Annotated in this window: 26 protein-coding genes and 1 tRNA gene; 23 read left to right on the forward strand and 4 right to left on the reverse strand. The window is 52.7% G+C overall.

The features are described from left to right. Positions 1-15 precede the first annotated feature (15 nt). The gene (locus FEM44_RS12825) at positions 16-654 is read right to left on the reverse strand and encodes an IbrB-like domain-containing protein (protein WP_138159026.1); all 639 of its coding nucleotides are present in this window, start codon (positions 652-654) and stop codon (positions 16-18) included. Continuing rightward, positions 639-1,832, reverse strand: a complete 1,194-nt coding sequence (locus FEM44_RS12830; RefSeq protein ID WP_138159028.1) for a phosphoadenosine phosphosulfate reductase — start codon at positions 1,830-1,832, stop codon at positions 639-641. Before FEM44_RS12830 ends, FEM44_RS12825 begins: the two co-directional genes overlap by 16 nt. A 568-nt stretch (positions 1,833-2,400) precedes the next feature. Between FEM44_RS12830 and FEM44_RS12835 the strand changes: the two genes are divergently transcribed. The 3 genes from FEM44_RS12835 to FEM44_RS12845 all read left to right on the forward strand — a co-directional run bounded on the left by FEM44_RS12835 (position 2,401) and on the right by FEM44_RS12845 (position 6,389). Next, positions 2,401-3,528: an MASE4 domain-containing protein gene (locus FEM44_RS12835; protein ID WP_240731805.1), complete on the forward strand. Its 1,128-nt coding sequence runs from the start codon at positions 2,401-2,403 to the stop codon at positions 3,526-3,528. Between the two features lie 496 nt (positions 3,529-4,024). Continuing rightward, positions 4,025-5,416 carry a TraI domain-containing protein gene (locus FEM44_RS12840; RefSeq protein WP_138159033.1) on the forward strand — a complete coding sequence of 464 codons (1,392 nt, stop codon included), beginning with the start codon at positions 4,025-4,027 and terminating at the stop codon, positions 5,414-5,416. A 10-nt stretch (positions 5,417-5,426) separates the two neighbouring features. Further along, on the forward strand, positions 5,427-6,389 hold the full coding sequence (locus FEM44_RS12845) for a tyrosine-type recombinase/integrase (RefSeq protein WP_138159035.1): 963 nt from the start codon (positions 5,427-5,429) through the stop codon (positions 6,387-6,389). 212 nt (positions 6,390-6,601) lie between these two features. Here the strand turns inward: FEM44_RS12845 and FEM44_RS25165 are convergent. Further along, positions 6,602-6,680 (reverse strand) — tRNA-OTHER (locus FEM44_RS25165). A 61-nt stretch (positions 6,681-6,741) separates the two neighbouring features. On the opposite strand from FEM44_RS25165, the gene FEM44_RS12850 reads away from it, so the two are divergent. Beyond that, on the forward strand, positions 6,742-7,620 hold the full coding sequence (locus FEM44_RS12850; protein WP_047659266.1) for a ParA family protein: 879 nt from the start codon (positions 6,742-6,744) through the stop codon (positions 7,618-7,620). Further along, on the forward strand, positions 7,614-7,874 hold the full coding sequence (locus FEM44_RS12855; RefSeq protein WP_138159037.1) for a hypothetical protein: 261 nt from the start codon (positions 7,614-7,616) through the stop codon (positions 7,872-7,874). Before FEM44_RS12850 ends, FEM44_RS12855 begins: the two co-directional genes overlap by 7 nt. A gap of 338 nt (positions 7,875-8,212) precedes the next feature. On the opposite strand, the gene FEM44_RS25545 is transcribed toward FEM44_RS12855, so the two are convergent. Then, positions 8,213-8,377, reverse strand: a complete 165-nt coding sequence (locus FEM44_RS25545; RefSeq protein WP_240731790.1) for a hypothetical protein — start codon at positions 8,375-8,377, stop codon at positions 8,213-8,215. 227 nt (positions 8,378-8,604) lie between these two features. Here FEM44_RS25545 and FEM44_RS12870 point away from each other — a divergent pair, with 227 nt between their 5' ends. The 18 genes from FEM44_RS12870 to FEM44_RS12965 all read left to right on the forward strand — a co-directional run bounded on the left by FEM44_RS12870 (position 8,605) and on the right by FEM44_RS12965 (position 25,030). Continuing rightward, positions 8,605-9,342, forward strand: coding sequence for a hypothetical protein (locus FEM44_RS12870; protein WP_138158904.1), 738 nt, complete (start codon positions 8,605-8,607; stop codon positions 9,340-9,342). A 353-nt stretch (positions 9,343-9,695) separates the two neighbouring features. Then, a complete protein-coding gene (gene dnaB-PI / locus FEM44_RS12880) occupies positions 9,696-11,063 on the forward strand; it encodes an SPI-7-type island replicative DNA helicase (RefSeq protein ID WP_138159042.1) in 1,368 nt (455 codons plus the stop codon). After that, positions 11,063-12,775: a ParB family protein gene (locus FEM44_RS12885; protein WP_138159044.1), complete on the forward strand. Its 1,713-nt coding sequence runs from the start codon at positions 11,063-11,065 to the stop codon at positions 12,773-12,775. Before dnaB-PI ends, FEM44_RS12885 begins: the two co-directional genes overlap by 1 nt. Beyond that, on the forward strand, positions 12,768-13,493 hold the full coding sequence (locus FEM44_RS12890) for a DUF2786 domain-containing protein (protein WP_138159046.1): 726 nt from the start codon (positions 12,768-12,770) through the stop codon (positions 13,491-13,493). Before FEM44_RS12885 ends, FEM44_RS12890 begins: the two co-directional genes overlap by 8 nt. Beyond that, on the forward strand, positions 13,490-14,068 hold the full coding sequence (locus tag FEM44_RS12895) for a DUF2857 domain-containing protein (RefSeq protein WP_001065818.1): 579 nt from the start codon (positions 13,490-13,492) through the stop codon (positions 14,066-14,068). Before FEM44_RS12890 ends, FEM44_RS12895 begins: the two co-directional genes overlap by 4 nt. Then, entirely contained in the window at positions 14,065-14,313 is a 249-nt protein-coding gene (locus tag FEM44_RS12900; protein ID WP_000784282.1) for a ParE family toxin-like protein, read from the forward strand. The genes FEM44_RS12895 and FEM44_RS12900 overlap by 4 nt, the downstream gene beginning before the upstream one ends. A gap of 73 nt (positions 14,314-14,386) precedes the next feature. After that, positions 14,387-14,662, forward strand: coding sequence for a hypothetical protein (locus FEM44_RS12905; RefSeq protein WP_001004374.1), 276 nt, complete (start codon positions 14,387-14,389; stop codon positions 14,660-14,662). Positions 14,663-14,742: 80 nt separating this feature from the next. Then, positions 14,743-15,090, forward strand: a complete 348-nt coding sequence (locus FEM44_RS12910; RefSeq protein ID WP_240726930.1) for an ead/Ea22-like family protein — start codon at positions 14,743-14,745, stop codon at positions 15,088-15,090. A 160-nt stretch (positions 15,091-15,250) separates the two neighbouring features. Next, positions 15,251-16,495 (forward strand): STY4528 family pathogenicity island replication protein, encoded by a 1,245-nt coding sequence (locus FEM44_RS12915; RefSeq protein WP_135524150.1) that lies wholly within the window; start codon positions 15,251-15,253, stop codon positions 16,493-16,495. Between the two features lie 475 nt (positions 16,496-16,970). Beyond that, a complete protein-coding gene (locus FEM44_RS12925) occupies positions 16,971-17,717 on the forward strand; it encodes a MipA/OmpV family protein (protein ID WP_135524149.1) in 747 nt (248 codons plus the stop codon). A 164-nt stretch (positions 17,718-17,881) separates the two neighbouring features. Further along, positions 17,882-18,574, forward strand: coding sequence for a PFL_4669 family integrating conjugative element protein (locus FEM44_RS12930; RefSeq protein ID WP_135524148.1), 693 nt, complete (start codon positions 17,882-17,884; stop codon positions 18,572-18,574). 15 nt (positions 18,575-18,589) lie between these two features. Further along, complete coding sequence (locus FEM44_RS12935) at positions 18,590-20,599, forward strand: DNA topoisomerase III (RefSeq protein WP_135524147.1); 2,010 nt, start codon at positions 18,590-18,592, stop codon at positions 20,597-20,599. Between the two features lie 590 nt (positions 20,600-21,189). After that, positions 21,190-21,645, forward strand: coding sequence for an STY4534 family ICE replication protein (locus FEM44_RS12940; RefSeq protein ID WP_055385412.1), 456 nt, complete (start codon positions 21,190-21,192; stop codon positions 21,643-21,645). Between the two features lie 90 nt (positions 21,646-21,735). Beyond that, positions 21,736-21,939, forward strand: a complete 204-nt coding sequence (locus FEM44_RS12945) for a hypothetical protein (RefSeq protein WP_047659586.1) — start codon at positions 21,736-21,738, stop codon at positions 21,937-21,939. Positions 21,940-21,954: 15 nt separating this feature from the next. Then, entirely contained in the window at positions 21,955-22,491 is a 537-nt protein-coding gene (gene ssb, locus FEM44_RS12950) for a single-stranded DNA-binding protein (protein ID WP_135524177.1), read from the forward strand. Between the two features lie 48 nt (positions 22,492-22,539). Next, positions 22,540-23,472, forward strand: coding sequence for an Rpn family recombination-promoting nuclease/putative transposase (locus FEM44_RS12955; RefSeq protein ID WP_135524145.1), 933 nt, complete (start codon positions 22,540-22,542; stop codon positions 23,470-23,472). A gap of 191 nt (positions 23,473-23,663) precedes the next feature. Then, on the forward strand, positions 23,664-24,260 hold the full coding sequence (pilL2, locus tag FEM44_RS12960) for a PFGI-1 class ICE element type IV pilus protein PilL2 (protein ID WP_171022614.1): 597 nt from the start codon (positions 23,664-23,666) through the stop codon (positions 24,258-24,260). Next, entirely contained in the window at positions 24,257-25,030 is a 774-nt protein-coding gene (locus tag FEM44_RS12965; RefSeq protein WP_135524144.1) for a Tat (twin-arginine translocation) pathway signal sequence, read from the forward strand. Before pilL2 ends, FEM44_RS12965 begins: the two co-directional genes overlap by 4 nt. The last annotated feature ends 3 nt before the right edge of the window (positions 25,031-25,033 follow it).

A 25,033-nucleotide genomic window follows, 5' to 3' on the forward strand; every position in this document is an offset into this window, starting at 1 on the left:
ACATATCTGATGGTTTCAGCGAACCGTCCATGCCGGGCTGAAGCCCTCTTCCTGAAACAATTCCGTCAGCCCGCTAATCTGTTTCAGCCTTAGTACTTCGTCTTGGTCCATACCCAACTCGGTACCAATGCGTTCATCCGTCCAGCCCAGACGTGACAGATCCCTGACAATATCAGACATTGACGTTATCTGATGTTTACCCCTGGCCCGGTTATGACGTATGGTTGCGGCAATACGTGCGGCTTGTCCCTTTCTCTCCGGATTAATACAGGCTACAGGCAGCCAGCCCTTCAGACGTTTTCCTGTATCTGCCCCTCTGCCCAATAGCTGTCGATGAAAACCATCCACCACCAGGTAATGGCTCTTCTCCTCTGACACTACCACCGGTTGTGTGAAACCATCTTTTTCCAGTGACTGCTTCAGCAGTTTCTTCTCACCCGGCGCCATGACATTGGGATTGTAATCGTTGGCCACCACCTCATCCGCTTTTACCCACAGCACACAGTCCACAGGCTCCTGCGCAAAAGGGCTGACCTCATGAAGCACCCTGCGCAGGTGATTCAGGGCCTGTATAGTCTCTTCTTCTGGTCGTTCCTGGCTGAAGTACTGACTAATCATGTTGCCAAGCATCTTCGGTGTCACAGAATCCCCCATTCCTTCCTCCTTTCCTTCATACGCTGCAGGTAACGTTCATAGTGCCGGGGTTTGTTCGGACTGAAGGAGAGGGTCCGGCACCAGAAATCATTCTTTATGAGAGTCTTACAGATACGTCGCCAGGACGGGATATCCCGGCAGCCCAGGTCATTCTCCTGTTCATCGGGAATGTCATCCGGAAAGCCCCGCGTCTGATACCAGCGGAGATAGACAGCTATCTTGTTGCGGTAATGTTCTGCCGTTTTTTCCGGCATCACATCCAGTAGGAACATCGCGTAACTGCGCCAGGTATGATGGGCTGGTTTTGAAATAGGCTTACGCAGGGCAAAATAGGCACCGCTTTCATTGGCATAAAGCGCCCCGCTGGCAGCACCTGACACCCGCTCACACATCCTGGCCCAGGTTTCCGGCTCCAGAACATGATAAAGCCACAGCCCCTTACGCTGTTCAGGACCAAAAGGCTCACAGACACGCATGTTGCGTAACGGCACACCGGCACGGTGCATCAGGTCATACAGGGGATTGTAGATAGCTCGGGTTCTGGTGTGATATATCCAGATATCACGAGTTTTCCAGTCATACAGCGGATACATGGTGTAGTAAAACCCTTCAGGCGATGCCGTGGTCCAGGGCTTATCATCGGCATATCTCAGTTTGCGCTGGGACACCAGGCCCATAAACCGGTTAAGGGACTCATCCGCACGTACACCGGTCAGCACTGCCACTCCACCCCGGTTACCGGCAAACCAGGAAGAAAATGCCGGAACAAATTCTTCAAAAGTCATGGCATACCGGTAAAAGGGAAAATACGCCATATCCGTAATGGCCTCTTCCGGTGGCTGGCGAACCCAGGTCACACCAGACTCCCAGCATATCCACTCCGGTTGAAACTGCGAGACACCGTTTACCGTGGCCAGGGGAAGTGCCACCCAGTAAAAGGTCTCCGTTACATCCCGGTACATCTCCTGCATCTTCTGAATGTGCTCAATAGTGCACTGATACTGAGCCTCCCAGTCAATGAACAATACAGAGAAACGACGTTTTTTCCTGCGGGCCACATCGGCGACAAGATGGAAGAGTACCGTGGAATCCTTTCCACCTGAAAAAGACAGGCACACCGATGGGAATGTTGAGAAAACCCATTCAATACGAGCTGTCGCTGCGCGCAGAACATCCATTCCGAGTAATATTTTATTTATTATAATACCTCTTTTTATTTATTACATGATGCGAGGTTAACTGTTTATCGCATATCAGAGGTATTTTCCGTTAGCGAAAAAAACAAGGCAAATCATTTATTAATATAATTTATTGATATCGGTTACCAGATTTGTTGTTCTGTGTGACATCTCATGTCTGGTCTGGTACAACCTGTTACTTAAAGCGTGAATATGATTTCAAATATCATAAACAACATCAGGCGGTTGCTATTCAATCGGTTTGTGTGTCGTTTTTCTGAGGTGTCTTACCCATATTCTCACCCCTTCCTAAAAATCTGCTATACAGATTATTTATACCACTTAAAACTATAAAGCTATTTGTTTTTATCTACTATGATAACGGCATGTTCAGTCTGTGTATAAAAAATACACGCATGGCAAAGTGACTTTGAAAAATATACTAATGACTCTGGTAAAATTAAAAAATCATAAAATAACACCCGTGATTTTTATTGTTGTAAGCATGATAATAATTTGTGAATACGTTCTTGAATATAGTTACACAGGACATTACTTCTCCGTGTCAATGATTAAATGGTTGTTATTTGCAATACCAGAAATTACCCTTGATGTTATTCTCTGTTTTATTTTGTGTTTCGCATACAAATTAGAGGAAGGGATGACCGTTATCCTCATTCTTTCTGTTGCTTTTGGAATTGATGCCTTGTTTTTATCCTCTAATATTATTAGTGTGCTTTCGTCTATACAAATAAAGGAGAATGAAGCAATAATAATAAAGAATGCTTGCAATATATCGTTCGTATACTTTTTAAGACATTTTTCGTTTATTGTTTTGATTTATGTTGCAGGTTTGAATTACACGCCAAAAATAAACAAGAAAAACAACCTTTCATTGTTTGTGATGGTGGCCGCTTTTACTTTGATTATATGTATTCTGGCATCTCATAGTGATAACGTTAATGAGTACAGGGATATTCTTTTATCTTCGCGCTCATTATTTTTCTTGTCCGCGCTTTGGTTATCTTTGTTATATATATATATTCCCAAAAATCATTCTGATGAAAAATATAGTGAAATAATTAATTTTTTTATAATTTCAAACATTACATGTAATTTTCTTCTTATCGCGACAGAGGATGCTGGCATCATCACCTGGTATATAGGCAGGGGTGTTGAAAATCTCTGCAAGTTAGTAACGCTGGTAATTATATGTATCCGCACTCAGATGGCGCTGCACAACGTTATTGAATGTTCACGCCGGGATTATCTAACTGGTTTTTTTCAATACTCACTTTTTTCAAAAAATATGCCGCGCAGTTTTTCAGTTTATGAAAAAAGAAACACGAATATTACAATGATTAGTTGTAAAATATGTAATCTAGATGCGCTTTATGTAAATAAAGGGGTTGCAGTAGGGGATAATGCTGTAAAAAATATAGCAAATGTTTTGATCAGCAATGCAAGCCAGATGGATACTATTATTCGCATAAGGGAAAATACCTTTGTTATGTTAATGCCATTCTCATCAACAACAGCATTACAGATACAACACCGCCAGATAAAAAGCAGTATTGTTCATACCATAAAAGCGATGGATATGATTCTGGATGTTGATGTCAGTTATCAGGTCATTAATCTGTCAAAAATTACGCTGGAGCAGGCGATTTCTAATTTAATATCTAAATACCATTAATAACGCTAGTCCTCATGTCGACATAGTCTGATTTGTCTCCATGAACCGCAGTTTTCTGCATCAGTCGTCGTTCGCTGCGAGGAATGGGACCATGATCGGCATTGCTCAGTCTGACTAGTGATATGTTTCTTTTTGGCGATTGATCAGATCGCTCAATACGGACTAAGTTTCCTATAGTGATCTACTATTCCGCGCGGATGTTTAGGTTGGAAAAGTTGATTTTATTGGTATTTCTTTTAAGTTTAGATATAACTTTTCTGGATGAGAGAAAATTATTTTTCTTATTGTTAGGTATAGATGTATGTAAGTGCTACTGAATAATTATTCAGTAGGCTATTAGGTGATGTGTCACTGGGAGTGCGTGATACACATTATTTTTTCTTTTGGTATGTATGGATTTTATACTGAAATTATATGGTTTGATAAATAATTATTTATTGCATGTTTCCTATAGATATTCAATATTGCGATATTTTTTCTATATTGGTTTCCATTTATGCTAAATCTGAAATTTTTTTCTCGCCCGGGGAGTGCTCGTTCAAATGCTCTATCAACTGTTGAGGCAATAAAACCCTCTTTACCTCCAGGTTACTTCCGGCCTGTGACCGTTAACGAGCTGCTGGAGACGACCTGCCGTCAAAAATGGTTGCAATCACTCTGGGATTATTCCTCTGTGCCAAAGGACATGTATCGCCAGTATTACCTTGCCCCGCTGAAGCATTGTGTTGCGCTCATGCAGGAATTTCCGCTAACGGAGAGTGGTCCATATGCCCGTCTTGGGGGAATGGTTGACTACATGCTGGAAACAGTATCGTATGCAACACGATTGTCGAAAAATTACATGTTGCCGGTTGGCGCTTCGCCTGAAGAACAGGCTGCGCAAAACGCGGCCTGGAATGCAGTAGTGGTTTATGCAGCAATGCTACCTACGCTTAAATACCTTTGTCATCTCCACGTCGAGCTGGAGAGTGGCAAACGCTGGTTTCCGTTACTGGACGCACCTCCAGAACCTTATCGCTTTCGTTTTGCGTCGGAGCAGTCTCCGGAAAGGTTGCAGAGCTTTGGCGCCATGCTTGCGTGGAAGATTATCCCTCCAGAAGCGATTAACTGGTTGAGTAGTTGGCCGGAAGCCATCAAAACTCTGTCAACGTACCTGAGCGGTTTTCGGGCGCAGTCGGGCGTGATCGATGCCATTGTGTCTGAGGCTATTAGCCTCACTGCCGGAGAACAGGAAAGTAAGACATTGGTTACACCGGCGGCAATGGTCCCTGTTCCGACAGAATCATTGCTGGGTGACACGTTGCTGTTTGGATTAGCTGGTGATCTGCCGGAGCTGGTTGCGTCGTATTCCGAAGACGAAATCCTTCTGGCTGCGGCCCCCTCTCCCGGGCCGGTTACAGAACTGTTATTACCGGATGGGCAAGAGGAACCGGATGATACTGATACGTTGCTGGCGATGATGGGATTTGTCAGTGCTGATACCAAGGAAAACTGTGAAATCGCGCCGTCCGTTGAACTGAACGATCCCGGAGAGGCATTCTGGCAATGGCTGGTTACTGGATGCCGTTTAGGAAGTCTGATTCCGAACAAATCCGACGGGCGGATTCATCTGGTCGCCGGTTACGTGTTTCTTCGTGCGCCAGGTATTTTTCACCAGTATATGACAGAGAAGAATGCGCCGGTGGAGGATAAGGCCCGGCTTCAGAAAGCCTTTGAACGACTCGGCCATCACCGGCAGGACAGTGGCGCGATGTACACTTGTCACCTGTATCAGAACGAGCAAAGGGAAGGGCGTTTTCAGAAGCTGAGTGGCTATCTGGTGCTTGCTAGTAAAGTTTACGGCAGCGATAACAATCCTGGGGATAACCCGTTATTGATTGTTATATAAGGATATTCTTATGAATGCTTGTACGTTTGGGACGTTAACTGAACACTATTTTTACAGCAAATCATTACGTCCGGCGACTGAGTGGAGTTACCAGAAAGTGGTTCGCTCGTTTGAAGGCTTTACACCGCATAACCCTGCAAATATCGATCATCTTACGGTGCTGAAATGGCGGCATCGGGTACTGAATGACCAGAATTGTGCCACCCGGACGTGGAATAACAAAGTTGCACACATGAGGGCGCTGTTCAATTTTGGAATTAAGCAGGGATTATTACCGCAGGCCGAAAATCCATTTAATGGTGCGGTTGTGCGTCCCGGAACGAAAAAGAAGAAGACCCTGACTCAGACGCAAATGGATGCGATGTACCGTCTGATGGAGCGGCATCTGGAAACTGAGGGAATGAAAGGGAACAGCAGCATGTTCAATGGTCGCAGAAATGCACTCCGCCCGGTGTGGTTCTGGCTGACGGTAATGAATGTTTTTCGCTATACCGCAATACGGCAGAACCAGCTTCTGCATATCCGGTTGGGTGACGTCAATCTTGAGGAACGATGGATTGACCTGAACGTTGAGGGGGCAAAAAATCACCGTGAACATCGCGTTCCGATTGTTTCGGCGCTGTATCCGTCGCTGGAGCTACTGGTTCTTAGGGCAGGCGAAGTAGGCATGGAACTGGATGACCAGCTATTTAACGTGGGATGGTTTGACTTGGTCAGAAAGAAAAAATACCTTGATATGATGAACGAATATCCTCTACGCGCATTCTTTAAGCGTTTGTCCCGGGAATGCAAATTCACGATATCCCCGCATCGGTTCCGTCATACGGTGGCAACGCACATGATGAAATCCCCGGAGCGTAATTTGTACGTGGTAAAGAAATTGCTGGGTCACGTCAGCATTACATCAACGCTGGAATACATTGACGAAAGTGTTGATAGCTTGCGGGATATACTGGAAACGGAATTGATGTAGCAGCCCGATGAATATGGCGCTGACACAATTTGACATTAACAACGAAGATCTGTAAAGATTACGCACGAAAAAAACAGACTTGCAGGAACAAGTCTGTTTCTCAAGAGCCTTTTCTCAACCACAAGTAACAGCGTTACATCGTGTTTTTACTGGCTCGCCTTCGTGTCCGTCAGAACTGCATCTTGCAAAACTGACCAACCGGCTTTGAATAGTGGTGCCCGGACTCGGAATCGAACCAAGGACACGGGGATTTTCAATCCCATTGTTCTGGCTTTCACGGGTAATCCGGACTGTCAGACAGGAGTCTTCAGTGTAGTTCATTGGTTGCACATTTTAAAGAGAGTGTGTGCCAGTGAACATTCTGCCCGTTGTGTCCACCAAAGGTGGCGAAGGAAAATCAACCCAGTCTGCTAATCTTGCCGGTTTTCTGGCGGATGCCGGCCTCCGTACCCTGCTGATAGACGGAGACCATGCCCAGCCCACGGCAAGCAATATCTTTCCGCTGACGTATGAAGCGCCGGCCGGTCTTTTTGAATTACTGATGCGCACGGTTGACCTCAGTCATCCCGACAACATCATCTCCCGCACGGCTATCGACGGCCTTGACCTGATAGTCTCCAATGATCCCCATGAACAACTGAAAACGGCCATGCTTCATGCACCGGATGGTCGCCTCCGTCTGCGTAATGTGCTCCAGCATCCACTTTTCCAGAGTTATGACGTCATTGTGGTGGATTCACAGGGCGCGCGTTCCGTCATGCTGGAAATGATTGTGCTGTCTGCCACGGAGTCTGTGGTGGGGATGGTGAATCCGGTTCTGCCGGATGTGCGTGAGTTCATTCGTGGCACAGTCAATGTCATGGAAAACCTGTTGCCCTACCGTGAACTGGGTATCCCCCTGCCGAAAGTCCGCACCCTGGTTAACTGCATGGATTATACGGCGCTGGCCAGACAAACACTGGCGGAGCTGACCGACATTATTAACTCAGGTCGCTACAGCAAAGTGCTTCCGGAAGGCGCGGTCACCCTGCTTTCAACACAGATTTATGACCTGAATATTTACAAACAGGGACACGCAGCCGGTCAGCCGGTGCACCGTCTTGAAAAAGCGTCTGCCCGTCGCAGTGATTCTGCGCTGGTCACCATGCATAGCCTGGCCTGTGAGCTGTTGCCGGAGTGGAGTGAGTTTTTTGATGAACTGCTGGAAAACGGAGGCATGCGTCAATGGTAAAGCCGTCGTTTAAATCCCTGACAGGACGCAGCCGGACAGTGTGTGTCGGGTGTGGTTATTCCGGTGTGCGGTTTGGTGATGCTGCAGGTCAGGACACCCGGCAGTGGGTGAAGGTGAACCATGAGAGCGGGCTGGGGCTGTGCTCCAGTTGTGACAACTTTCTTTTGCAGGAGCGCCAGCGTCGTCAGCGGCATGACCAGCTTTTTTCATGTTGTATTTCCGGCAAACAGCGAAAAACAGAGGGGGCGGTATGACAGTTTTTGTAATGCATATCCCTGTCGGTACGGGGGACAGCGGACATGTGTGGTGTCCGCTGCATGCTGATGAATCAGCCTTTACCCGTGAACGGGTCATCCAGCTTATCCATGCGTCTTTCTGCGTTGCGCAACACGTCCTGTGCTCCCGGGGTGGATGCATATGCCTCCAGCTCAGCAGCAAGAACCTGTTCCATTTCTGTTGCTGTCATGGTTGCAACATCGGCTGCAGAGCGGTTGTCGCGAATAATGAGGTAGCTGTGCAGGATATTAAGTGGTGCCGCATTTTTATTGATGTTTTTCAGTCCCTGCTGAACAGCCAGCCAGTCGCCCAGCCACTACAGGCGATACAGTTTGTGCCGGTTGTAAGTTTCATTCGTTGTGTTACAGGCCATACGCCAGAACTCCTCAGACATGTAGATGAGCGTATTTTCACCTTCCGGCAGACTGAACGCAGCGAAGTAATCAATGCCGGACGGCAGTTGTTGATGATTTGTATTCATCTTTTTTCCTTTTTAAGTCAATTGGTTATGAATATAAAGATGCTGTCCGTACCTTCTGACCGGGGTCGGCAAACTTACCGGTCTGAAAATGTACAGACAGTTACCGGGATTTTATTCCCGACAGCTGTACGTCCGGCACCCTTTTTCCTTTTTTTACACAGCCAGGTTTCCGGTTATCTGCGGGGAAGTGACGCACCTGGCGGGCTGAGAGATATGGAGGTGAAAGTATGTCTTCCTCAGTGAAATATTCTCCGGTTCCGGCGGTGTTAACCCGCCCTGAATCGCTGGCTGAACTGAACCTGCTGATGACCCGGATTGCCAGTGGGTGTCGTGTGGGGCTTCCGGCGTCAGGTCGTCCGGTCATTGCGGTGCATGGTGGTTATATTTCATACAGTTCTCCACGCACCGGACATGTTTTTCAGGACGGTTCCCGCCCGGAGACAGTGATGACCGTCAGTAACCGGGAACGGATGTGTGAATGGTTCAGTCAGGTCTGGCTTCCGTTGCATCTGGCTGCCCTTGAAGGTGATGAGAACGTTTTTTTCAGTGCGGAGGTCAACATGGTGCGCCGGGAGCTGCAGCGCGTTCCGGGGGATTCAGTGAACTGCATGTGCTGGGCAAGCCTTGCCGCACTGGCATTTGATGCTGAAGAGCGGGTGGAACTGCAGAAAGGCAATAATGAGAACATCGCAACATATGATGAGAGCATCGCGACATATGCATTCCGTGCTGCCTGTACTGTGAGTCGCTGTCTGAGCCGGAATGCTTCCGGAGGTATTCCGCGCTCATACCCTGAATGGAAAGCGATTTTGTTTCCCCGTGATGGTGCTGATATTTTCCCCGACGGGTGGCTGGAAAATATGACCCGTCGGGCTGAACGTGTTTTTACGAGTGCGAAACGTCAGTGTGGAATGCTCTCAGCCAGTCAGGCAGCGCTTTTTTCTCAACGTGTTGAAACAGAGTGAAAGGATGAGCCGATTCAATACAGTTCGGGGGAAAGGGGTTACAGAGCCCGTCTTTTTCCGTCATGACCTTTCCGTTACTCAGCAGCCAGAACTGCAGGGTGTATTTCACTTCAGATTCAATGCCGGACGGCAGTTGTTGATGATTTGTGTTCATAAGGCTTTTCTCCTCGTAAACATGTTGATTATGAGCGCAAAGATGCTGTCCGTACCTTCTGACCGGGGTTGCCAGACTTGCCGGTCTGAAAACGTACAGACAGTTACCGGGATTTTATTCCCGACAACTGTACGTCCGGCACCCTTTTTCCTTTTTTTACACAGCCAGGTTTCCGGCAGTCAGAGGGGGAGGGTACGCCATGGCTGAAGTGTCTGTTCTCTGTGCATACGAAGCAGAGCAGGCCGTTCTGGGCGGCCTGATGCTGGAGAATGAGCGCTGGGATGAAGTGGTGCTGATACTGAACCCTGACGATTTTTATGTGGCTCCGCACCGGGCCATCTTCCGTGCCATGTCTGAACTGGCGGTGAATGGTCAGCCTCTGGACCTGATTACACTGTCAGAGCATCTGGAACATCAGGGCAGGCTGGACGTCCTGGGTGGTTTTGCTTATCTGGCCGAGCTCAGCAAGAACACACCTTCTGCGGCCAACATCATGGCCTATGCAGGCATTGTGGTGGAGAAAAGCGTTCTGCGTCAGTTACAGGCCACCGGAAACACCCTGATTGCTGATGTGGCGGCTCCGAATGCCACATCACGGGACGTGCTGGATGCAGCAGAGCGGCGTCTGTTTGCTCTTGTGCAGAACAGGACGCTCCGGGAGCGCACGGAAGCCTCTCTTTCATCCGCGCTCGATACTGTTCTGCAGCAACTGGAAAGTGTGCTCGGTTCCGACGGTGTGACCGGTACCCCCACGGGATTTGACTGTCTGGATGAAATGACCTGTGGCCTGCAGCCCGGTGACCTGGTCCTGCTGGCTGCCCGTCCGTCAATGGGGAAAACCTCTCTGGCACTGTCCATGTGTCTCAGTGCCGCCCTGCGGCGGACAGAAGAGAGCGTTCTGGTATTCAGCATCGAGATGCCAAAGGAGCAACTGATTCTGCGCATGCTTTCCATGCTGGGGCGTGTGGAACTGAATCATCTGCGCAGTGGCAACATGGATGATGAGGACTGGGCGAGGGTGTCATCTGCGGTCGGCATGGCGCTGGGTGACGGAGACATGGATGCGCTGGGTGAACGCCTGATAATTGATGACTGCAGCCAGCAGACACCGTCATCGCTGCGTGCCAGTGCCCGCCGTTATACCCGCCTGTACGGTAAACCCGCTCTGATTATGGTGGATTATCTGCAGCTGATTCGTGCGCCGGAGCTGGAGAACCGCACTCAGGAAATTGCGGAAATTTCCCGTTCCCTGAAAGCGCTGGGGAAGGAGCTGGGCTGCCCGGTGCTGGCCCTCTCCCAGCTTAACCGGCAGGTGGAACAGCGTGCAGATAAACGCCCCAATAACGGTGACCTGCGTGATTCCGGGGCACTGGAGCAGGATGCTGACCTGATTATGTTTATTTACCGCGACGAGGTCTATAACCCCGATTCACTGGCAAAGGGAGAGGCTGAAATCATTGTCAGCAAGCAGCGTCAGGGACCCACAGGCACGGTAAGGGTCAGGTTCGACGGTCGTTACACACTGTTTACGCCCTCTGAAAATGACGGGCAGGGAGGATATGCGTGATGGCACACAAGCCACTGAATCTCGGGGCTGCCATTATGCAGCCTGGTCGTCAGGCCAGTGCCGCCGGTAATGTGGTGGCGCTGGGGGAAACTCCCATGATTCTGACGCTGGACCAGTTACGTCCGAATCCGGATAACCCGCGCACCACGCGCAATCCGCGTTATGACGACATCAAAAACTCCATTCACGCCCGCGGGCTGGATACGGTGCCCAAGGTCACCCGTATGCCGGACAGTGAGCCGGATGTGTATATCTTCAGTGACGGGGGAAACACCCGTTACCAGATACTGACGGAACTCTGGAAAGAAACAGGGGACCCGCGTTTTTACCGTATTCATGTGCTGTTCAAACCCTGGCCGGGACGGCTTCAGTGTGTGATTGGTCATCTGGCGGAAAATGAAGTTCGCGGTGAACTGACCTTTATTGAGAAGGCGCAGGGGATCCACAAGGCAAGACAAATTCACGAGGAACAACTCGGCAGAAAAGTTTCTCTTCGTGAACTGGCAGATTTGTTAACCCATGAAGGGTTGCCGGTACACAACTCCACGATCAGCAGAATGGAGGATGCCCTGAAATATCTGTACCCCTGGATCCCCGACCTGATGGAGTCAGGACTGGGGCGACATCAGATTACTGCACTGCTGGCACTTCGTCAGGACGCAGAGCGTGTCTGGGGACAGTTCGCGCTGGCGTCCGGCACGGATGCGGAATTTGATCGTGTGTTCGGGGAAAGCTGCCGGAAGTTTAATTCGCCGGAGCTGTGGTCACTGGAGATGTTCCGCGACGAGCTGATCGGGGATTTGTTGCAGGCGCTGCCACATCCCTCCCTGGACTATGACCGGTGGCTGCTGGAGCTGGATCCGAAAGAGCGAAACCGCCGTCACCATTTTGGTGAGCCGGAACCGGTGGTGATACCGCCGTCAGTTCGTTACAGCGGCACAGGGCAGCCCGGTGCACCGGTATCCCGTACCCGGTCTGAGGCACCGGAGTGTCTGCCGGATACGAACGCAGAGCCGGTACCGGAAATCTCTGCCCCTGATACTGAACCCGGACAGCATGGTATCGCCCGGCCGGGGAACGCTGTTTCTGACACAGACCACACTGAAAAATGCGGGTTTCTTTCCCCGGAGGAGACTGCAGACAGAGCGCCTTCTTCTGCCGGGAAAGTCCGGCGTTCAGAGATGCAGCCGGATATGTACGGTGGTGAGCCGGTCTTCAGCGGTGACGCTGTGGAAGCGGGGATTGCCGGGGCCGCTGTGCCATCCGTTATGACCGGAGATACAGCGCCGTCCGGAACACCTGATGCACTTCCCGCGTCTGTGACGCATTTTGCTGAAGGACGGGATGATATCGAGCATCTGCAGAATGAGGCCTTCCGGCTGGCATGGGAACTGGCTGAATCTGCCGGCTGTGCTGAAGAAATTGCCATGGACAGGGAAAGTGACCTGTCGGCTGGTTTTGGGATGGCAGAGGAGAAATGTTCGCCGGTGACGGCATTTCTGATGGGTCTGACCGGTGATGCACCGCTGACAGTGTCTCCCGTCAGTCTGACAGACCTGCTGACAGGTGGCAGTGCGCCGGAGGCATGGCCACTGCTGGATGATGAACATGCCGTGAAGCTGCTGCGTCTTCTGAGTGTGCTGCGCCGTCTGCGCGCCCTGCAACGCAGTGTGTTACCTGAAGATGATGAGGAGGAGGAAAGTGATGAGTGATATGTCGCATCAGGAGCGCCTGGTCAGACGGGTCAGGAAACTGCTGGAGCTGAGCCGCAATAACAGTAATGCCCATGAGGCCGGGCTGGCGCTTGCAAGGGCACAACAGCTGATGGCGAAACACGGTATCACGGAGCAGGATGCGGGACTTTCTTCGGTACAGACATCTTCATCACAGGGGGCACCTTCTGAGGCTGAAAAAGTTCCGGCGTGGATGTTTCGTCTGGTCATGGTGGTGTCACAGACATTTGGCTGCAGGGCGTATTACGACTGGCGGGAGATGCCCGGGGGGCGGTATCGCCGGTGTGTGACGTTTTACGGTTTCAGTGAACGTCCTCAGGTGGCGGCTTATGCGTTTGATGTTCTGTGCCGTCAGCTGAGGGACGCAACGGATGCGTATCTCCGTACACAGAGCCGGCGGCTGAAACTGAGCACCCGCCGTGCCCGGGCCGCCCAGTTCCGTGATGGCTGGGTTCTGGGCGTTCGTCAGGTGGTGATGCCATTCAGTGTGACAGAAGAGGAAAGCCGGCTGATGCGTCTCTGGCTGGAGCAGCAGGAGATGGAGACGGTGGACCCCCGGGAGGTGAAAGCCTGTCGCGGCGGTGACCTGGCCCGCTGGCAGGGGTATGAGGCCGGGAAAAATGCCTCACTGCATCATGGTGTGGGGGGAACTGCCCGCCAGATGGTGCCGGGGCTGATGATACGGGAGGCGTCATGAATAACAGCTTATCTCAGGCAACCAACGGTCTGCTGATGCAACTGGTGATGGACCTCAAGAGTGGCTATCTGCGCCGTTGTGAATCTCTGGGACTGGCCCGGGAGGAAATGCAGATGCTGCAGGGACTGACCATTGAGGAAATCCATTACCTGTCGAACTCGGAAGTGTCGGTTATCCGGCTGGACATTAATCATGAAAACCTGCTGCGTATGCTGCAGCAGGCCCGGACGGAGCAGAAACGTCTGCAGCGCATTGACCGTGCACTGGCGCTGGGTGGCTCCATTGAGCTGATGGCGTTTTACTTTGGACTTTCCAGTGTGGATGTTGCGGCGCGCCGGCGCATTGCCGGTATTGATGTTCGTCCGGGACGTGGTGTCACGCTGAGCGATGAGGAAAGTGCAGAGCTGTGGCGGTTATGGCAGAAGGCCGGCATCACGGATGTGGAGAGTGCGGACGGACTGGATGTCATGATGCTGGCTGCGGAGCAGATGAATATCCCGCTGACGGCTATCTGGCATGCGGTAAGGGGATGGTGCGCTGACCGGCAGACGGAGCCGGTAAGGAATGCGTCATGAAAATGACAGAACTGGCACCGGGCATTCTGGCCAGCCCGTGCGTTCCGCCGGCCTGCTGTCGTAAGGCGGTTCAGATGGTCAGTCTGTTCCGGCAGGGTGTGCGTAATTACCGGCAACTGAATGACCGGGGGACCCGTTATTACAAGATAAACGTCGGACGCGCCTGGCGTCTGCTGAGCCGTAACCGGGGAGAGACCTGGGAACTGCTCAGTCATGAGCGTTACAACACTGCCAGACGTAAATGAAATGTGCAGGCCGGACCGGAGTATCGGGGCCGGCCCTGTTGACGACAAGGTATTGCACAGGAAATTGACTCCCATGAATGAGCTTAGCTGGAAGGCGTTAAGTAAGGCGGTAAAACGATATCAGGATGTGCTGTCGTGGAGTCGTTCAGACAGGCACAGTCCGGGCGCTGAGCGGGAATTAGCTGCTGCAGCCAGAAATATCAGGAAGGCCATTGGTGATCAGGAAATTGACGTGATTGTGGAACTGGTGACGGAACTGGAAGATGCAGAATGGAGAATTACAGTATACGGCTTCCTCTTATTATGGACGTGGGCATTAATCGCCCTGTACATCCTGTATTTCCGATGAACGGGGAAAACGTGAAATTGCGTGGGAACTGGATGATGGTTCTCGCAGGGTGTTAAGGGGTGAAAAACAGGAGGCAATCAATGAACAGTATTCATTATCAGGCACTGCGTGAGGCAGCGCAAAACTATCAGTCGATGCTGGCGTGGTATGAAGCTATCCCGGATAGCCCAGACGCAGATGTTGATTGTGATGAAGCTTTGGCTGCGTTTAAGCGTCAAATCCGTCACAGGGAAGTGGATATTATCGCCGATCTGCTGGATGAACTGGAAGCCGCAAAAAAGCGTATTGCAGAACTGGAGAAAGAGAAAGAAACATTGCGTCCGGTTGGTGTTATGAGCAGGAGAGCATTTTGGCGGCTTGAGAATAGTGAGTCACGATTTATTGCACTCTGGCCCGGATCGGGAATATACCTGCCGCGTAAACAATAACGCCCTGATGACGGCGTTATTGTTTACGCCAGAGCTGATGCTGGTATTAAGGATTAACCGGAAGTGTTTAGCCAGCCCCCTGCATCCAGCAGGGTGCTGTAATAAGCATTTTTGTACCGGATAAAAAGCGGCGATATTGCCGTTACTGAATGAGGTGATTATGGCGTTACCTGCGGAAAGCCTGATTGCGTATACCCTGGAAAAAATGAAGCATCGTATGACCACCGGAGCCCGGAAGGAGGAGGGGCGAATACGCAGCGGACTGTTGTTCACCGGCAATGTGCACGATGCCATTCCGCGCCGTCTGTTGCTGGATACGCGTCTTTCACCGCTGGATAAGATGGCATGGATGATGATCCGGTTGTATGCACAGAATAATGAGGGGGCCATTTTTCCCACTTACGATGAACTGCAACTGCAGCTGGCATCGCCGGGAAAGGGAAAAGCCTCCAGAGAAACCGTCAGCCGGGTATTGCTGATGTTGCGGATCACGGGCTGGCTGAGCCTGTGTAAACGGGTGCGTGATGATAAAGGCCGGGTTCGGGGAAACATTTACGCCCAGCATGACGAGCCCCTGACGTTCTGCGATGCAGAGGCGATGGATCCACGTTATCTGGATATGGTGGCAGAAGCCTGTATGAGCCGGAACCGGACCATCAATCAGACGGCACGGGATATTCTGGGTGAAATAAAAAATGATCCGGGAATGCGCCACTACCACAGCCATATCAGTCAGCTGGAAGCCCGGATAGGAAGTGCCCAGACACCGGGGCTGATGGCTGCCCGTCAGCGGGTGACGGAGGGCAGAATGCAGCCGGGTTCGGAAACCGAACCGGTGGTGAAAACACTGAGTTCGGCACCGGAAAAGCTGAGTTCGGAAACCGAACCGGGTAAAAAAATGGGGCAAGAAAGACAGAGTTCGGATTCCGAACCATCAGGAAAATCAGCAGGTTATCACAGAGTCCGGAAACCGAACCATTACGTACGTAATATCACACACAGTGTGATTAAAAACACGTACGTACTGCCGGCGTCGCTGACGGGACAAATTCGGGAGGAGGATGCCATCATGCTGACCAGTCAGTTGCAGGCGTTGCCGGAAGCGCTGGCACAGGGGGTGCTGGAAAGCCTGTCAGGGATGCTGGGCAGTCAGTCACTGCAGAACCCTGTGGGCTGGTTGCTTGCGGTGCTGAAGCGTGCCCGGGAGGGAAATTTTTATCCGCCGAAACAGAAACAGCGCGTCGCTGCATTAGCCATCACACGGGCGGGAGCAGGAGGGCGCTCCACTTCGCAACCTGTTGTCACCCGGAAACGTACAGAACCCATTTCAGCAGAACGTCTGAGTGGTATTGTGGCAGGGCTGCGGGCCTCCCTGCGTAACCGTTCTGCGATAAGAGCCCGGTGATGGCGTTGTGGTCCACGTTCACAGAGAGCAAAAATCAACCAGTGTTGCCCGGGGCAGCATAGAGCAAAAATTAGCCAGTGCTGCCCGGGGCAGCATAGAGCAAAAATTAGCCAGTGCTGCTCGGGGCAGCATAGAGCAAAAATTAGCCAGTGTTGCCAGTGGCAACAGAGAGCAAAAATTAATCAGTGTTGGCAGTGCCAACAGAGTATAAAAATTATGCTGCGTCAGCAGCATGGAAGGCGGCGGTACTGAATATCCTGGAACATCTGACGGTAAACCGCCGAAGCCCGGCGTCAGCCGGAAACCCCCTGACAGGATGCAGTGTTCCTCCAGCCCTGCCAGACCCTGTTTGTTTCTGGGAAAAGCCAGGATTGCATAAAGGGACCGGAAGATAAGAGTAAAACAGAATACTTGTCGCCGTTTTTCTCGTCAGTATACTTTCCGCGCTGAAATTTTGACTAAGGAAGGATTTTTTATGACCAAAATTAAAATTCTGGCGCTCAGTATGCTGGCCGCCTTATCAGTAAACACGGCTTATGCAGAAAGCACTCTGACACTGGGGGCCGGTGTCGGAGTGATTGACCAGCCTTATAAAGGTTACGACGCTAAAGCGTATCTTATCCCGGCTGTGTCTTATGACGGCGACAACTTCTGGTTCCGTGGTCTGGGCGGTGGATATTACCTCTGGAACGATGCTGCAGATACTCTGTCGGTGATGGCCTACTGGTCGCCGATGTATTTTCATCCGGATGACAGTAATCACTATCAGTTACGTCAGCTGGATAAACGTAAAAGCACGATGATGGCAGGGATATCATGGTCCCACCATACGGCGTATGGTTTTCTGCGAACGAGTCTGGCAGCGGATGTCCTGGACAACAGTAATGGTGTTGTCGGTGACGTGGCGTGGTTATATCGTTATGTGAATGGCGGATTCATCCTGACGCCCGGTATTGGTGTGGCGTGGAGCAGCCAGAAACAGAACGACTATTATTATGGCGTATCGCGTCGTGAATCTGCGCGCAGCGGTCTGGAGCGGTATAAAGCGGATAATGGCTGGTCACCTTACCTTGAGCTCAGTGCAAATTACACCTTTGCCAGTAACTGGGGGATTTACGGAACCGCACGTTACAGCCGCTTATCTGATGAAGTTAAAAACTCTCCCATGGTGGATAAGTCATGGGATGGACTGTTTTCCACCGGGATCACTTATCGTTTCTGATATCGGTATGATCTGATGCTCACCGGTGCCGGATCACGGGCACCGGTGTACTGAACTTCCCTTTCTTCCCCATTTTTCTGTGGCCTGAATCTGGTTTTCTGTTGTTCCTTCTGCGCTTCGTCCTGACGATCTCACTTTATCCCTGATTGTTATAAGGAACTGATATGAGTGAAGATAAACTGAACCAGAAAGAAGTCCGGGCCGGCGCATTGCAGTCCTCGCTGTCCATTCTGTTACACACCCATTATGCCATCCGCCTGTGGGAAGGGCGCAAAACGGAGAAGGTATCCGGTGATGGTAAACCCCGTCCGGGTATCATCAGCATGCCTCAGGTCATTGCCCGGGCCGGGCAGGCAACACGGGATGCGGAGCGTGATAATCCCTGGGCAGATATGCTGCTGGTCAGGCTGGAGGAGGCATTATCGCAGGCATCGGAGCAGATCCGGCAGCAGGTCGCCGGACTGGAGGTGGTGCTGAACAACATTCCCGGCAATATCGTGATCTCAGATATTGCATCATCTTCGCCCGTGAACATTGGTGTTTTCAGCAGCTCTCCGCTGGGATATCGCTGTGTCTGGTTGCTTGTGGGGTATGACGAACTGGTCATGAAAGCGTTTCATGCCTTTCACTACGGGCTGATTTCGCGGGCTCAGCGGGACAACATACTGGATACCGGAGGACACGCTGTCCGTAAGGTGTATGGCGTGGTGCAGTCCTATAAAACGGTTCATGCCACCCGGCAGGATATTTTATCCGGCACGGAGAAGGGCAGGGTGGCTGTCAGCCGTTTTGGCAAACCTGATCCGGATGTCATGAGTGGTAAAAAACGCTCTGTTTTTTCTCCGCCCCTGAAATAATACAGCGGAGGTACCATGCAACTCTATTTGTGTGAAAAACCGTCACAGGCGCGGGATATTGCCCGGGTGCTGGGGCTCAGCGGGCGGGGAGAGGGCTGTATTGAAGGTGATACTGTCACGGTCACCTGGGCTGTGGGGCATTTGCTGGAGCTGGCCGCCCCGGAAGCGTACGGGGAGCAGTTCGGGGTTCCCTGGCGTATGGAGTCGCTTCCCGTTCTGCCTGAAAAGTGGCAGATGACGGTTAAACCGCAGACGAAATCCCAGTTTGCGGTGATCAGCCGCCTGCTGAAGCGTGCGTCTGAAGTGGTGATCGCCACGGATGCGGACAGAGAAGGGGAAGTCATCGCCCGGGAACTGCTGGCGTACTGCCAGTATCGCGGGCCAGTCCGCCGGCTGTGGCTGTCTGCCCTGGATGAGGCCAGCGTCCGGGAGGCGCTGGCAAATATTCTGCCCGGTGAGCAGATGGCCCGTCTGTATGATGCCGGCCTGGCCCGTGGTCAGGCTGACTGGCTGATCGGGATGAACCTGACGCGCCTGTATACCCTTAAAGCCCGGGCGTCGGGGATCCCGGATGTGTTATCCGTCGGAAGGGTACAGACGCCGACACTTGCCATGGTGGTCAGACGGGATCAGGAGATTGCCGGTTTTGTGCCACGGCCCTGGTGGCAGGTGTTTGTCGGACTGGAGAAAGACGGGATCCGGTTCCGGGCCGTCTGGGCGGCGGCAGAGCAGTACTGCGATGAAGAGAAACGGTGCGTGAACGTTCAGGCGGCCCGGGCTGTTCTTCAGTTGTGTCAGCAGACACCGTCAGCGGTGGCGCATGAGGTAATCCGGAAGCGTGAAAAAACACCGGCTCCGCTCTGTTTTTCGCTGGGTACACTGCAGGAAGCCTGCTCCCGGAAATTTGGTATGGGAGCGCAGACTGTGCTGAATATCGCGCAGTCTCTGTATGAGACGCACAAAGCCACGACGTATCCCCGGACGGACTGTGGCTATCTGCCTGAATCCATGCAACAGGAAAGCCGGGAGGTACTGGCTGCGATGGCGCGTTCAGATCCCGCCCTGACGCCGGTTCTGGCACAGCTCGATCCCGGTTTTGTTTCACGTATCTGGAATGACAAAAAAATTACGGCACACCATGCCATCATTCCGACCCGGCAGGTCTTTGATATCAGGGCACTGAGTGAAGATGAGCTGAAGGTGTATCAGCTTATCCGCCAGCATTATCTGGCCCAGTTTCTGCCTCTGCAGGAATCTGATATCACCGATGCAACACTGACACTCGGCGGGCAACTGTTCAGGGCACGCGGGAAAGTGAATGTGGTGACGGGCTGGCGAGGCCTGTTTTCCGGGGAAGCAGCAGAAGCTGCTGAAGGCGAAGATGAACAGACGACGGAAATGGCGTTGCCGGCGCTTGAACGGGGTGAGCACTGCCGGATTAGCGGTTCAGAACTCAAGGATCGGATGACGTCACCTCCGGCACCTTTTACGGAAGGGACCCTGATTGCCGCCATGAAGAATGCTGCCAGTCAGGTCAGTGACCCGAAGCTGAAAAAAGTGCTGAGGGAGAATGCTGGTCTGGGAACGGAGGCCACGCGGGCCGGTGTGCTGGAGGTGTTATTTGCCCGGCAGTATCTGGAGAAGAGCGGGAAGCATATCCGGTCAACGCAACGGGGCAGGGAACTGACGGCCGCCCTGCCGGAAGCCCTGACCAGCCCGGGCATGACGGCGCTGTGGGAGCAGGCTCTGGATGATATTGCACAGGGCAGAATGTCACTGGATACCTTTATGGGCAGACAGCAGCAGTGGGTGCGTCATCTGGTCTCATCCGGGCGGGAACAGCCCTTCAGTATGACGGTTCCGGTGACGCCGCCGTGCCCGCTTTGTCAGGGGCCAACCCGGCAGCGAAAGGGAAAGCACGGGCTGTTCCTGAGCTGTCAGCGGTATCCTGAGTGTAAGGGGGTGGTGAACACGCAGAAAAAGGCCGGGCGGCGAAAAAAATCGGGAAAAACTAAAACAGAGTAATCTTAATTTCTCCCTGTTCAGGATCGGGTAGTGTGATTAAGCTTTGATGCAATACCCTGCTGACCACAGTGGAGCGGGCAGCTCCAGGGTCCGGTAACCCGTAATGCACACTCGCGGGGTTACAAGGCGCATCCCCTCCGTGAAAACCGCGCCGGGATTTATCCCCGGAGATGATGAGAATTAACCCCGGGGGCTGGTATCCCCCTCAGGCACCGGAAATCCCGGTGCCTTTTTTATTTGTTTTAGCGTTGACATTTGTCAGTGGTGACTTAAAGATGACCGGGCTTGACAGTCGTTTTTACGACCACCAATGTTCCGGCAGCCTGTGAGGAACGCCTTCGGGTGGCTGCATTCAACACCCCCTGAGCCTGAAAGGGTGGTGCATTCCACGTGAATGGGGTAAATCTGCGCGCTCTTGAGAGCAGAATGTCGTCACAAAAAGCGCATTATGACGCGACGATGAGGGCTTTTTTATCTGTTCAGACAGCCGGAATTCAGCTGATCCGGCATCCCCGACGGGAACATTCACTCCCGTCAGGGATGGTGATGTTCTCCGTCATCACATTTTTTAACTCCATGGAGAAATCATCATGTCTGTAAATACTGCCAGAACTGAATACTTTAATCTGACCCTCAAAGGTCTGGGGTATCTCAGTAATGTACGTCAGGTGAATCACCAGAACGGCTCGTTTCTCAGCTGTGTGGTGAATGCGCTGAGCGGACCCACGGACAGCCCGTCCTACGTCCGTTTTGATGTCACGGTTGCCGGTAAAGAGGCGACCGCCCTGATTGCCCGCTGCCAGAAGGCGGTGGATGAAGATCGCAAGGTGCTGCTTGGCTTCACGCTGAGCAACCTGTCCACTGACATTTTCACCCTGAACAAGGGAGAGCATGCCGGTGAGCAACGCGTCAGCCTGAAGGCCCGCCTGATCAAGGTAGACTGGATCAAGATAGGCCAGGAGATGGTTTACAAGGCTGAAAAATCAGACTCCCTGCCGCCGCAAAACGGCACCATGCAACAGCAATACGCAGAAAACTCTTTCTGATCGTACTTTTCTCAACCGTCCTGATGAAAACAGACTGCCTCATCAGGGCGGTCTGTTTTCTTATTGTCTTTATCTTTAAGGAAACTTCCCATGCAACAGCCAAATGGCATTCTGGCCGCACAGGCCGGTTATACGTTACCCCTTCAGGTTCTCAGCAGCGTACGTGGTTATTATATTGGTACTCAGTGTGATGAGGGACCGGTGTCCCGTGAATCCGTGGAGTATTACAGAGACCATGAGCAGGCGGCACAGGCGCTGGAAAACGGCACCTGGACGCAGCGGACGTGTGCGTGAGGATGAGGAGGGTATATGGCGTCACGCGGTATTAATAAGGTGATACTGATAGGGCATCTTGGACAGGATCCGGAACTCCGTTACTTCCCCAATGGCGGCGGAGCTGTGGCGAACCTGACCCTGGCCACCAGTGAATCCTGGCGTGATAAACAGAGCGGTGAAATGAAGGAGCAGACCGAGTGGCACCGCGTGGTGATTTTCGGAAAACTGGCGGAGATTGCCGGTGAATACCTGCGCAAGGGTTCACAGGTATACATCGAGGGCCAGTTAAGGACCCGGAAATGGTTCGATCAGCAGAATGGTGTTGATCGCTATTCGACGGAGGTGGTGGTGAGTGTCAACGGCACCCTGCAGATGCTGGGCTCTCCGCGCCAGCAGGGCAGTGGTACCGCGTCCGCACACAGCGGTCAGGGAACTGCCGGTGTGCCGGCGGGTAACTCACCGTCACCGGCTTCCGGGAACGGTGGGGGAATGCCGATGGATTTTGACGACGACATTCCTTTCAGTGGACCGGGATATGGCGCTGAACGGCGGATTATCCATGCCATGTAATGTTAACCCCGGGGGCATCACTGCCCCCATTTTTACCAAGGAGGTATCGTGAGTGAAAAAAATCATACCACCCCCACGCCACACGATGCGGCGTTCAGGGCGATGATGGAAACCCCTTCGGTTGCAAGGGATTTTCTGGAGGCTGCGTTGCCGCCGGCACAGTTACAGCGGTGCGATATGAACACCCTGAAGCTGGAGCCGGCCACGTTTGTGGATCCGGATTTGCGTCAGTATGCCAGTGACGTTCTGTGGAGCATGAAAACCACCGACGGGCGTGATGGTTACATCTACGCGCTGACGGAACATCAGAGCTCTGCGGATCGTTTTATGGCCCTGCGCATGATGCATTATGTGCTGGCGATAATGTATCGTCACCTGAAAACGCATAAGCAGGCCCCCATTGTGATCCCGGTGCTTTTTTATCACGGTGAACCCAGTCCGTATCCGTACAGCCTGAACTGGCTGGACTGTCTGGACGATCCGGCGCTTGGTCGTGAGCTTTACGGCGAAGGAAAGCCGCCCCGCGTTATTGATGTGGGTCTTCTTGATGATGAGGGTATCCGCTGCTATCAGCAGATGGCCGCCCTGATGCTTCTGATGAAGGTCCGTCAGCGGAAGGGCGATCTGATGGCGCAGCTTGACTTTCTGTCACAGTTGCTTCAGATACAGGGAACACACGATCAGGTGGTGGTTCTGTTAAACTATATGGTGAAGGCGTGCGATTCGGCTTCACCGGAATTTATACGGGCGATGGCAGAACATCTGCCCCGGTATGAGGATGAGATTATGACTATCGCTGAACGACTTGAACTGGCGGGTATCGAGAAAGGTATCGAGAAAGGTATCGAGAAAGGCCGTCAGGAAGAGAGAAAAAAGACGCTTGAGGCAGCCCGTCGGATGCAGAAGATGGGGATGTCGCCTGAGAGTATTCAGGAGATCCTGCAGCTTTCTGATGACGAGCTGCAGAAAGCGCTCGGTTAATCCGTTTCCGTGTTATCACGGGGCGGAGTGTGGCTGATATGAGAGGCCACTTTCCGCATAATCAACATCACGCCAGCTTTTACGCTGGCGTTTTTTTTGTTTACTGATAATGAGTTGTTCGTTGAGCCAGCCGGCGCTTCTTTGCACAGTGACCGCTGTTTTATCACTGCAGAGGAGTTATCCGGATGAAGATGCAACCCGGGATCTTATTTTCCCTGGTTACCCTGGCCCTGCTGGCCGGGTGTAACAGTCCACAAAAACTTCAGCAACGTGCGCCGGCCATGCCGGTACCTTCCGTCAGCGTTTCCCGCAATGTACAGCCGGTGTCACCGGATATTTATGCGCAGCCGGCACCGGAAGTGGTGCGTTACGACCGTTACCTGCTGGTCAGCACGGCACCGCAGGCAGCGCAGCGTGACCCGCTTTCCCAGGTGATTGATATCCGTATTCCGGCGTCGTTAAAGCCCACTGTGGCCGATGCCATGCGTTATGCCCTGAAACAGTCCGGTTACACGCTGTGTGCCACCGGGCCGGCCAATGGTGTGCTGTACCGCCAGCCCCTGCCCGCCGTGCAGTATCAGCAGGGACCGGTGCGACTGCGTACAGCCCTGCAGGTGATGGCGGGACCGGCCTGGCAACTGGAGGTGGATGACGTTCAGCGTGTGGTCTGCCACAGCCTGCGGGCGGGGTATCAGTTACCGGCAGGCCAGCTGGCACCGGTGCCGGCTTCTCCGGCAATCACGGCCCCGGTGGCGCAACCGGCTAGGGGAGGCTTCCTGAAAAAATGAGCGAACAACAGGAGATGATGACACCCGTCCCTGCAGATAAACCCACAACGCGCCGGCGTTCACTTCTGCGGGGCGTGGCAGTCGGTTCCCTGACTTTGCTGGTTATGGTGACGGGCGTGGCTCTGTATCTGACGGGACGCGGCATGCTGGCGATGGATACCCGTCTGGCAACCCTGGAACAACAGCAGGGGGAGCGTCTGACACCGGCGTCGCTGGCCCCGTTGCAGTCACGCCTGAGTGAACTGGAGACGAAGCTGCAGGCGGAGAGTGCGCGTCTGGCGCAGCTGGCCCGGCAGCCCGTTCTGACCGAGGTTCAGCAGACGCTGCTTAAGGAAGTGCCGGCGTCCCTTGAGCAGATTCAGGCAGCACAGAAAGCCCTTTCCCTGCGGCTGGACACACTGGCGGCACTGGCAGAGAAGCCACAGCCCCGGGCTGTTCAGTCCGAATCCCCCTCTGCTTCCGGCACCGGGAAAAAGGACGTGTCCGGAACGAAAGACCCCTCTCCGGTGGTACAGAAAATCGCCCGCCCTCTGACTGCACGTTCAGGTACGTCGCACACTTTCCGTCAGGCACCGTTTGTGCTGACCGGCACCGAGCGCCGGGGGGCGCAGTCATATGCGGCGGTGGCACCCCGGGGATATACCCGTCTGTCGCAGGTGGCACTGCTCGGGGAAGGTGAGAGTGTGGCCGGCTGGACACTGATTCATGCCGGTCACGAACAGGCGACGTTCCGGGTGAACGGACGTCAGGTACAGGTCAGGGTGGAGTGAATG

The organism is Escherichia sp. E4742 (assembly GCF_005843885.1).
GTDB lineage: Bacteria > Pseudomonadota > Gammaproteobacteria > Enterobacterales > Enterobacteriaceae > Escherichia.

What these genes read in the sequence shown, in the direction of transcription:
- FEM44_RS12905 (WP_001004374.1), top strand. Translation starts at nt 14,387, where the DNA reads ATGAATGAGCTTAGCTGGAAGGCGTTAAGTAAGGCGGTAAAACGATAT.
- FEM44_RS12835 (WP_240731805.1), top strand. Translation starts at nt 2,401, where the DNA reads ATGATTAAATGGTTGTTATTTGCAATACCAGAAATTACCCTTGATGTT.
- FEM44_RS12840 (WP_138159033.1), top strand. Translation starts at nt 4,025, where the DNA reads ATGCTAAATCTGAAATTTTTTTCTCGCCCGGGGAGTGCTCGTTCAAAT.
- FEM44_RS12940 (WP_055385412.1), top strand. Translation starts at nt 21,190, where the DNA reads ATGTCTGTAAATACTGCCAGAACTGAATACTTTAATCTGACCCTCAAA.
- FEM44_RS12885 (WP_138159044.1), top strand. Translation starts at nt 11,063, where the DNA reads ATGGCACACAAGCCACTGAATCTCGGGGCTGCCATTATGCAGCCTGGT.
- FEM44_RS12870 (WP_138158904.1), top strand. Translation starts at nt 8,605, where the DNA reads ATGTCTTCCTCAGTGAAATATTCTCCGGTTCCGGCGGTGTTAACCCGC.
- FEM44_RS12825 (WP_138159026.1), bottom strand. Translation starts at nt 654, where the DNA reads ATGGGGGATTCTGTGACACCGAAGATGCTTGGCAACATGATTAGTCAG.
- FEM44_RS12830 (WP_138159028.1), bottom strand. Translation starts at nt 1,832, where the DNA reads ATGGATGTTCTGCGCGCAGCGACAGCTCGTATTGAATGGGTTTTCTCA.
- dnaB-PI (WP_138159042.1), top strand. Translation starts at nt 9,696, where the DNA reads ATGGCTGAAGTGTCTGTTCTCTGTGCATACGAAGCAGAGCAGGCCGTT.
- FEM44_RS25545 (WP_240731790.1), bottom strand. Translation starts at nt 8,377, where the DNA reads ATGAATACAAATCATCAACAACTGCCGTCCGGCATTGATTACTTCGCT.
- FEM44_RS12965 (WP_135524144.1), top strand. Translation starts at nt 24,257, where the DNA reads ATGAGCGAACAACAGGAGATGATGACACCCGTCCCTGCAGATAAACCC.
- FEM44_RS12910 (WP_240726930.1), top strand. Translation starts at nt 14,743, where the DNA reads ATGAACAGTATTCATTATCAGGCACTGCGTGAGGCAGCGCAAAACTAT.
- FEM44_RS12845 (WP_138159035.1), top strand. Translation starts at nt 5,427, where the DNA reads ATGAATGCTTGTACGTTTGGGACGTTAACTGAACACTATTTTTACAGC.
- ssb (WP_135524177.1), top strand. Translation starts at nt 21,955, where the DNA reads ATGGCGTCACGCGGTATTAATAAGGTGATACTGATAGGGCATCTTGGA.
- FEM44_RS12935 (WP_135524147.1), top strand. Translation starts at nt 18,590, where the DNA reads ATGCAACTCTATTTGTGTGAAAAACCGTCACAGGCGCGGGATATTGCC.
- FEM44_RS12855 (WP_138159037.1), top strand. Translation starts at nt 7,614, where the DNA reads ATGGTAAAGCCGTCGTTTAAATCCCTGACAGGACGCAGCCGGACAGTG.
- FEM44_RS12925 (WP_135524149.1), top strand. Translation starts at nt 16,971, where the DNA reads ATGACCAAAATTAAAATTCTGGCGCTCAGTATGCTGGCCGCCTTATCA.
- pilL2 (WP_171022614.1), top strand. Translation starts at nt 23,664, where the DNA reads ATGCAACCCGGGATCTTATTTTCCCTGGTTACCCTGGCCCTGCTGGCC.
- FEM44_RS12895 (WP_001065818.1), top strand. Translation starts at nt 13,490, where the DNA reads ATGAATAACAGCTTATCTCAGGCAACCAACGGTCTGCTGATGCAACTG.
- FEM44_RS12915 (WP_135524150.1), top strand. Translation starts at nt 15,251, where the DNA reads ATGGCGTTACCTGCGGAAAGCCTGATTGCGTATACCCTGGAAAAAATG.
- FEM44_RS12900 (WP_000784282.1), top strand. Translation starts at nt 14,065, where the DNA reads ATGAAAATGACAGAACTGGCACCGGGCATTCTGGCCAGCCCGTGCGTT.
- FEM44_RS12930 (WP_135524148.1), top strand. Translation starts at nt 17,882, where the DNA reads ATGAGTGAAGATAAACTGAACCAGAAAGAAGTCCGGGCCGGCGCATTG.
- FEM44_RS12945 (WP_047659586.1), top strand. Translation starts at nt 21,736, where the DNA reads ATGCAACAGCCAAATGGCATTCTGGCCGCACAGGCCGGTTATACGTTA.
- FEM44_RS12890 (WP_138159046.1), top strand. Translation starts at nt 12,768, where the DNA reads ATGAGTGATATGTCGCATCAGGAGCGCCTGGTCAGACGGGTCAGGAAA.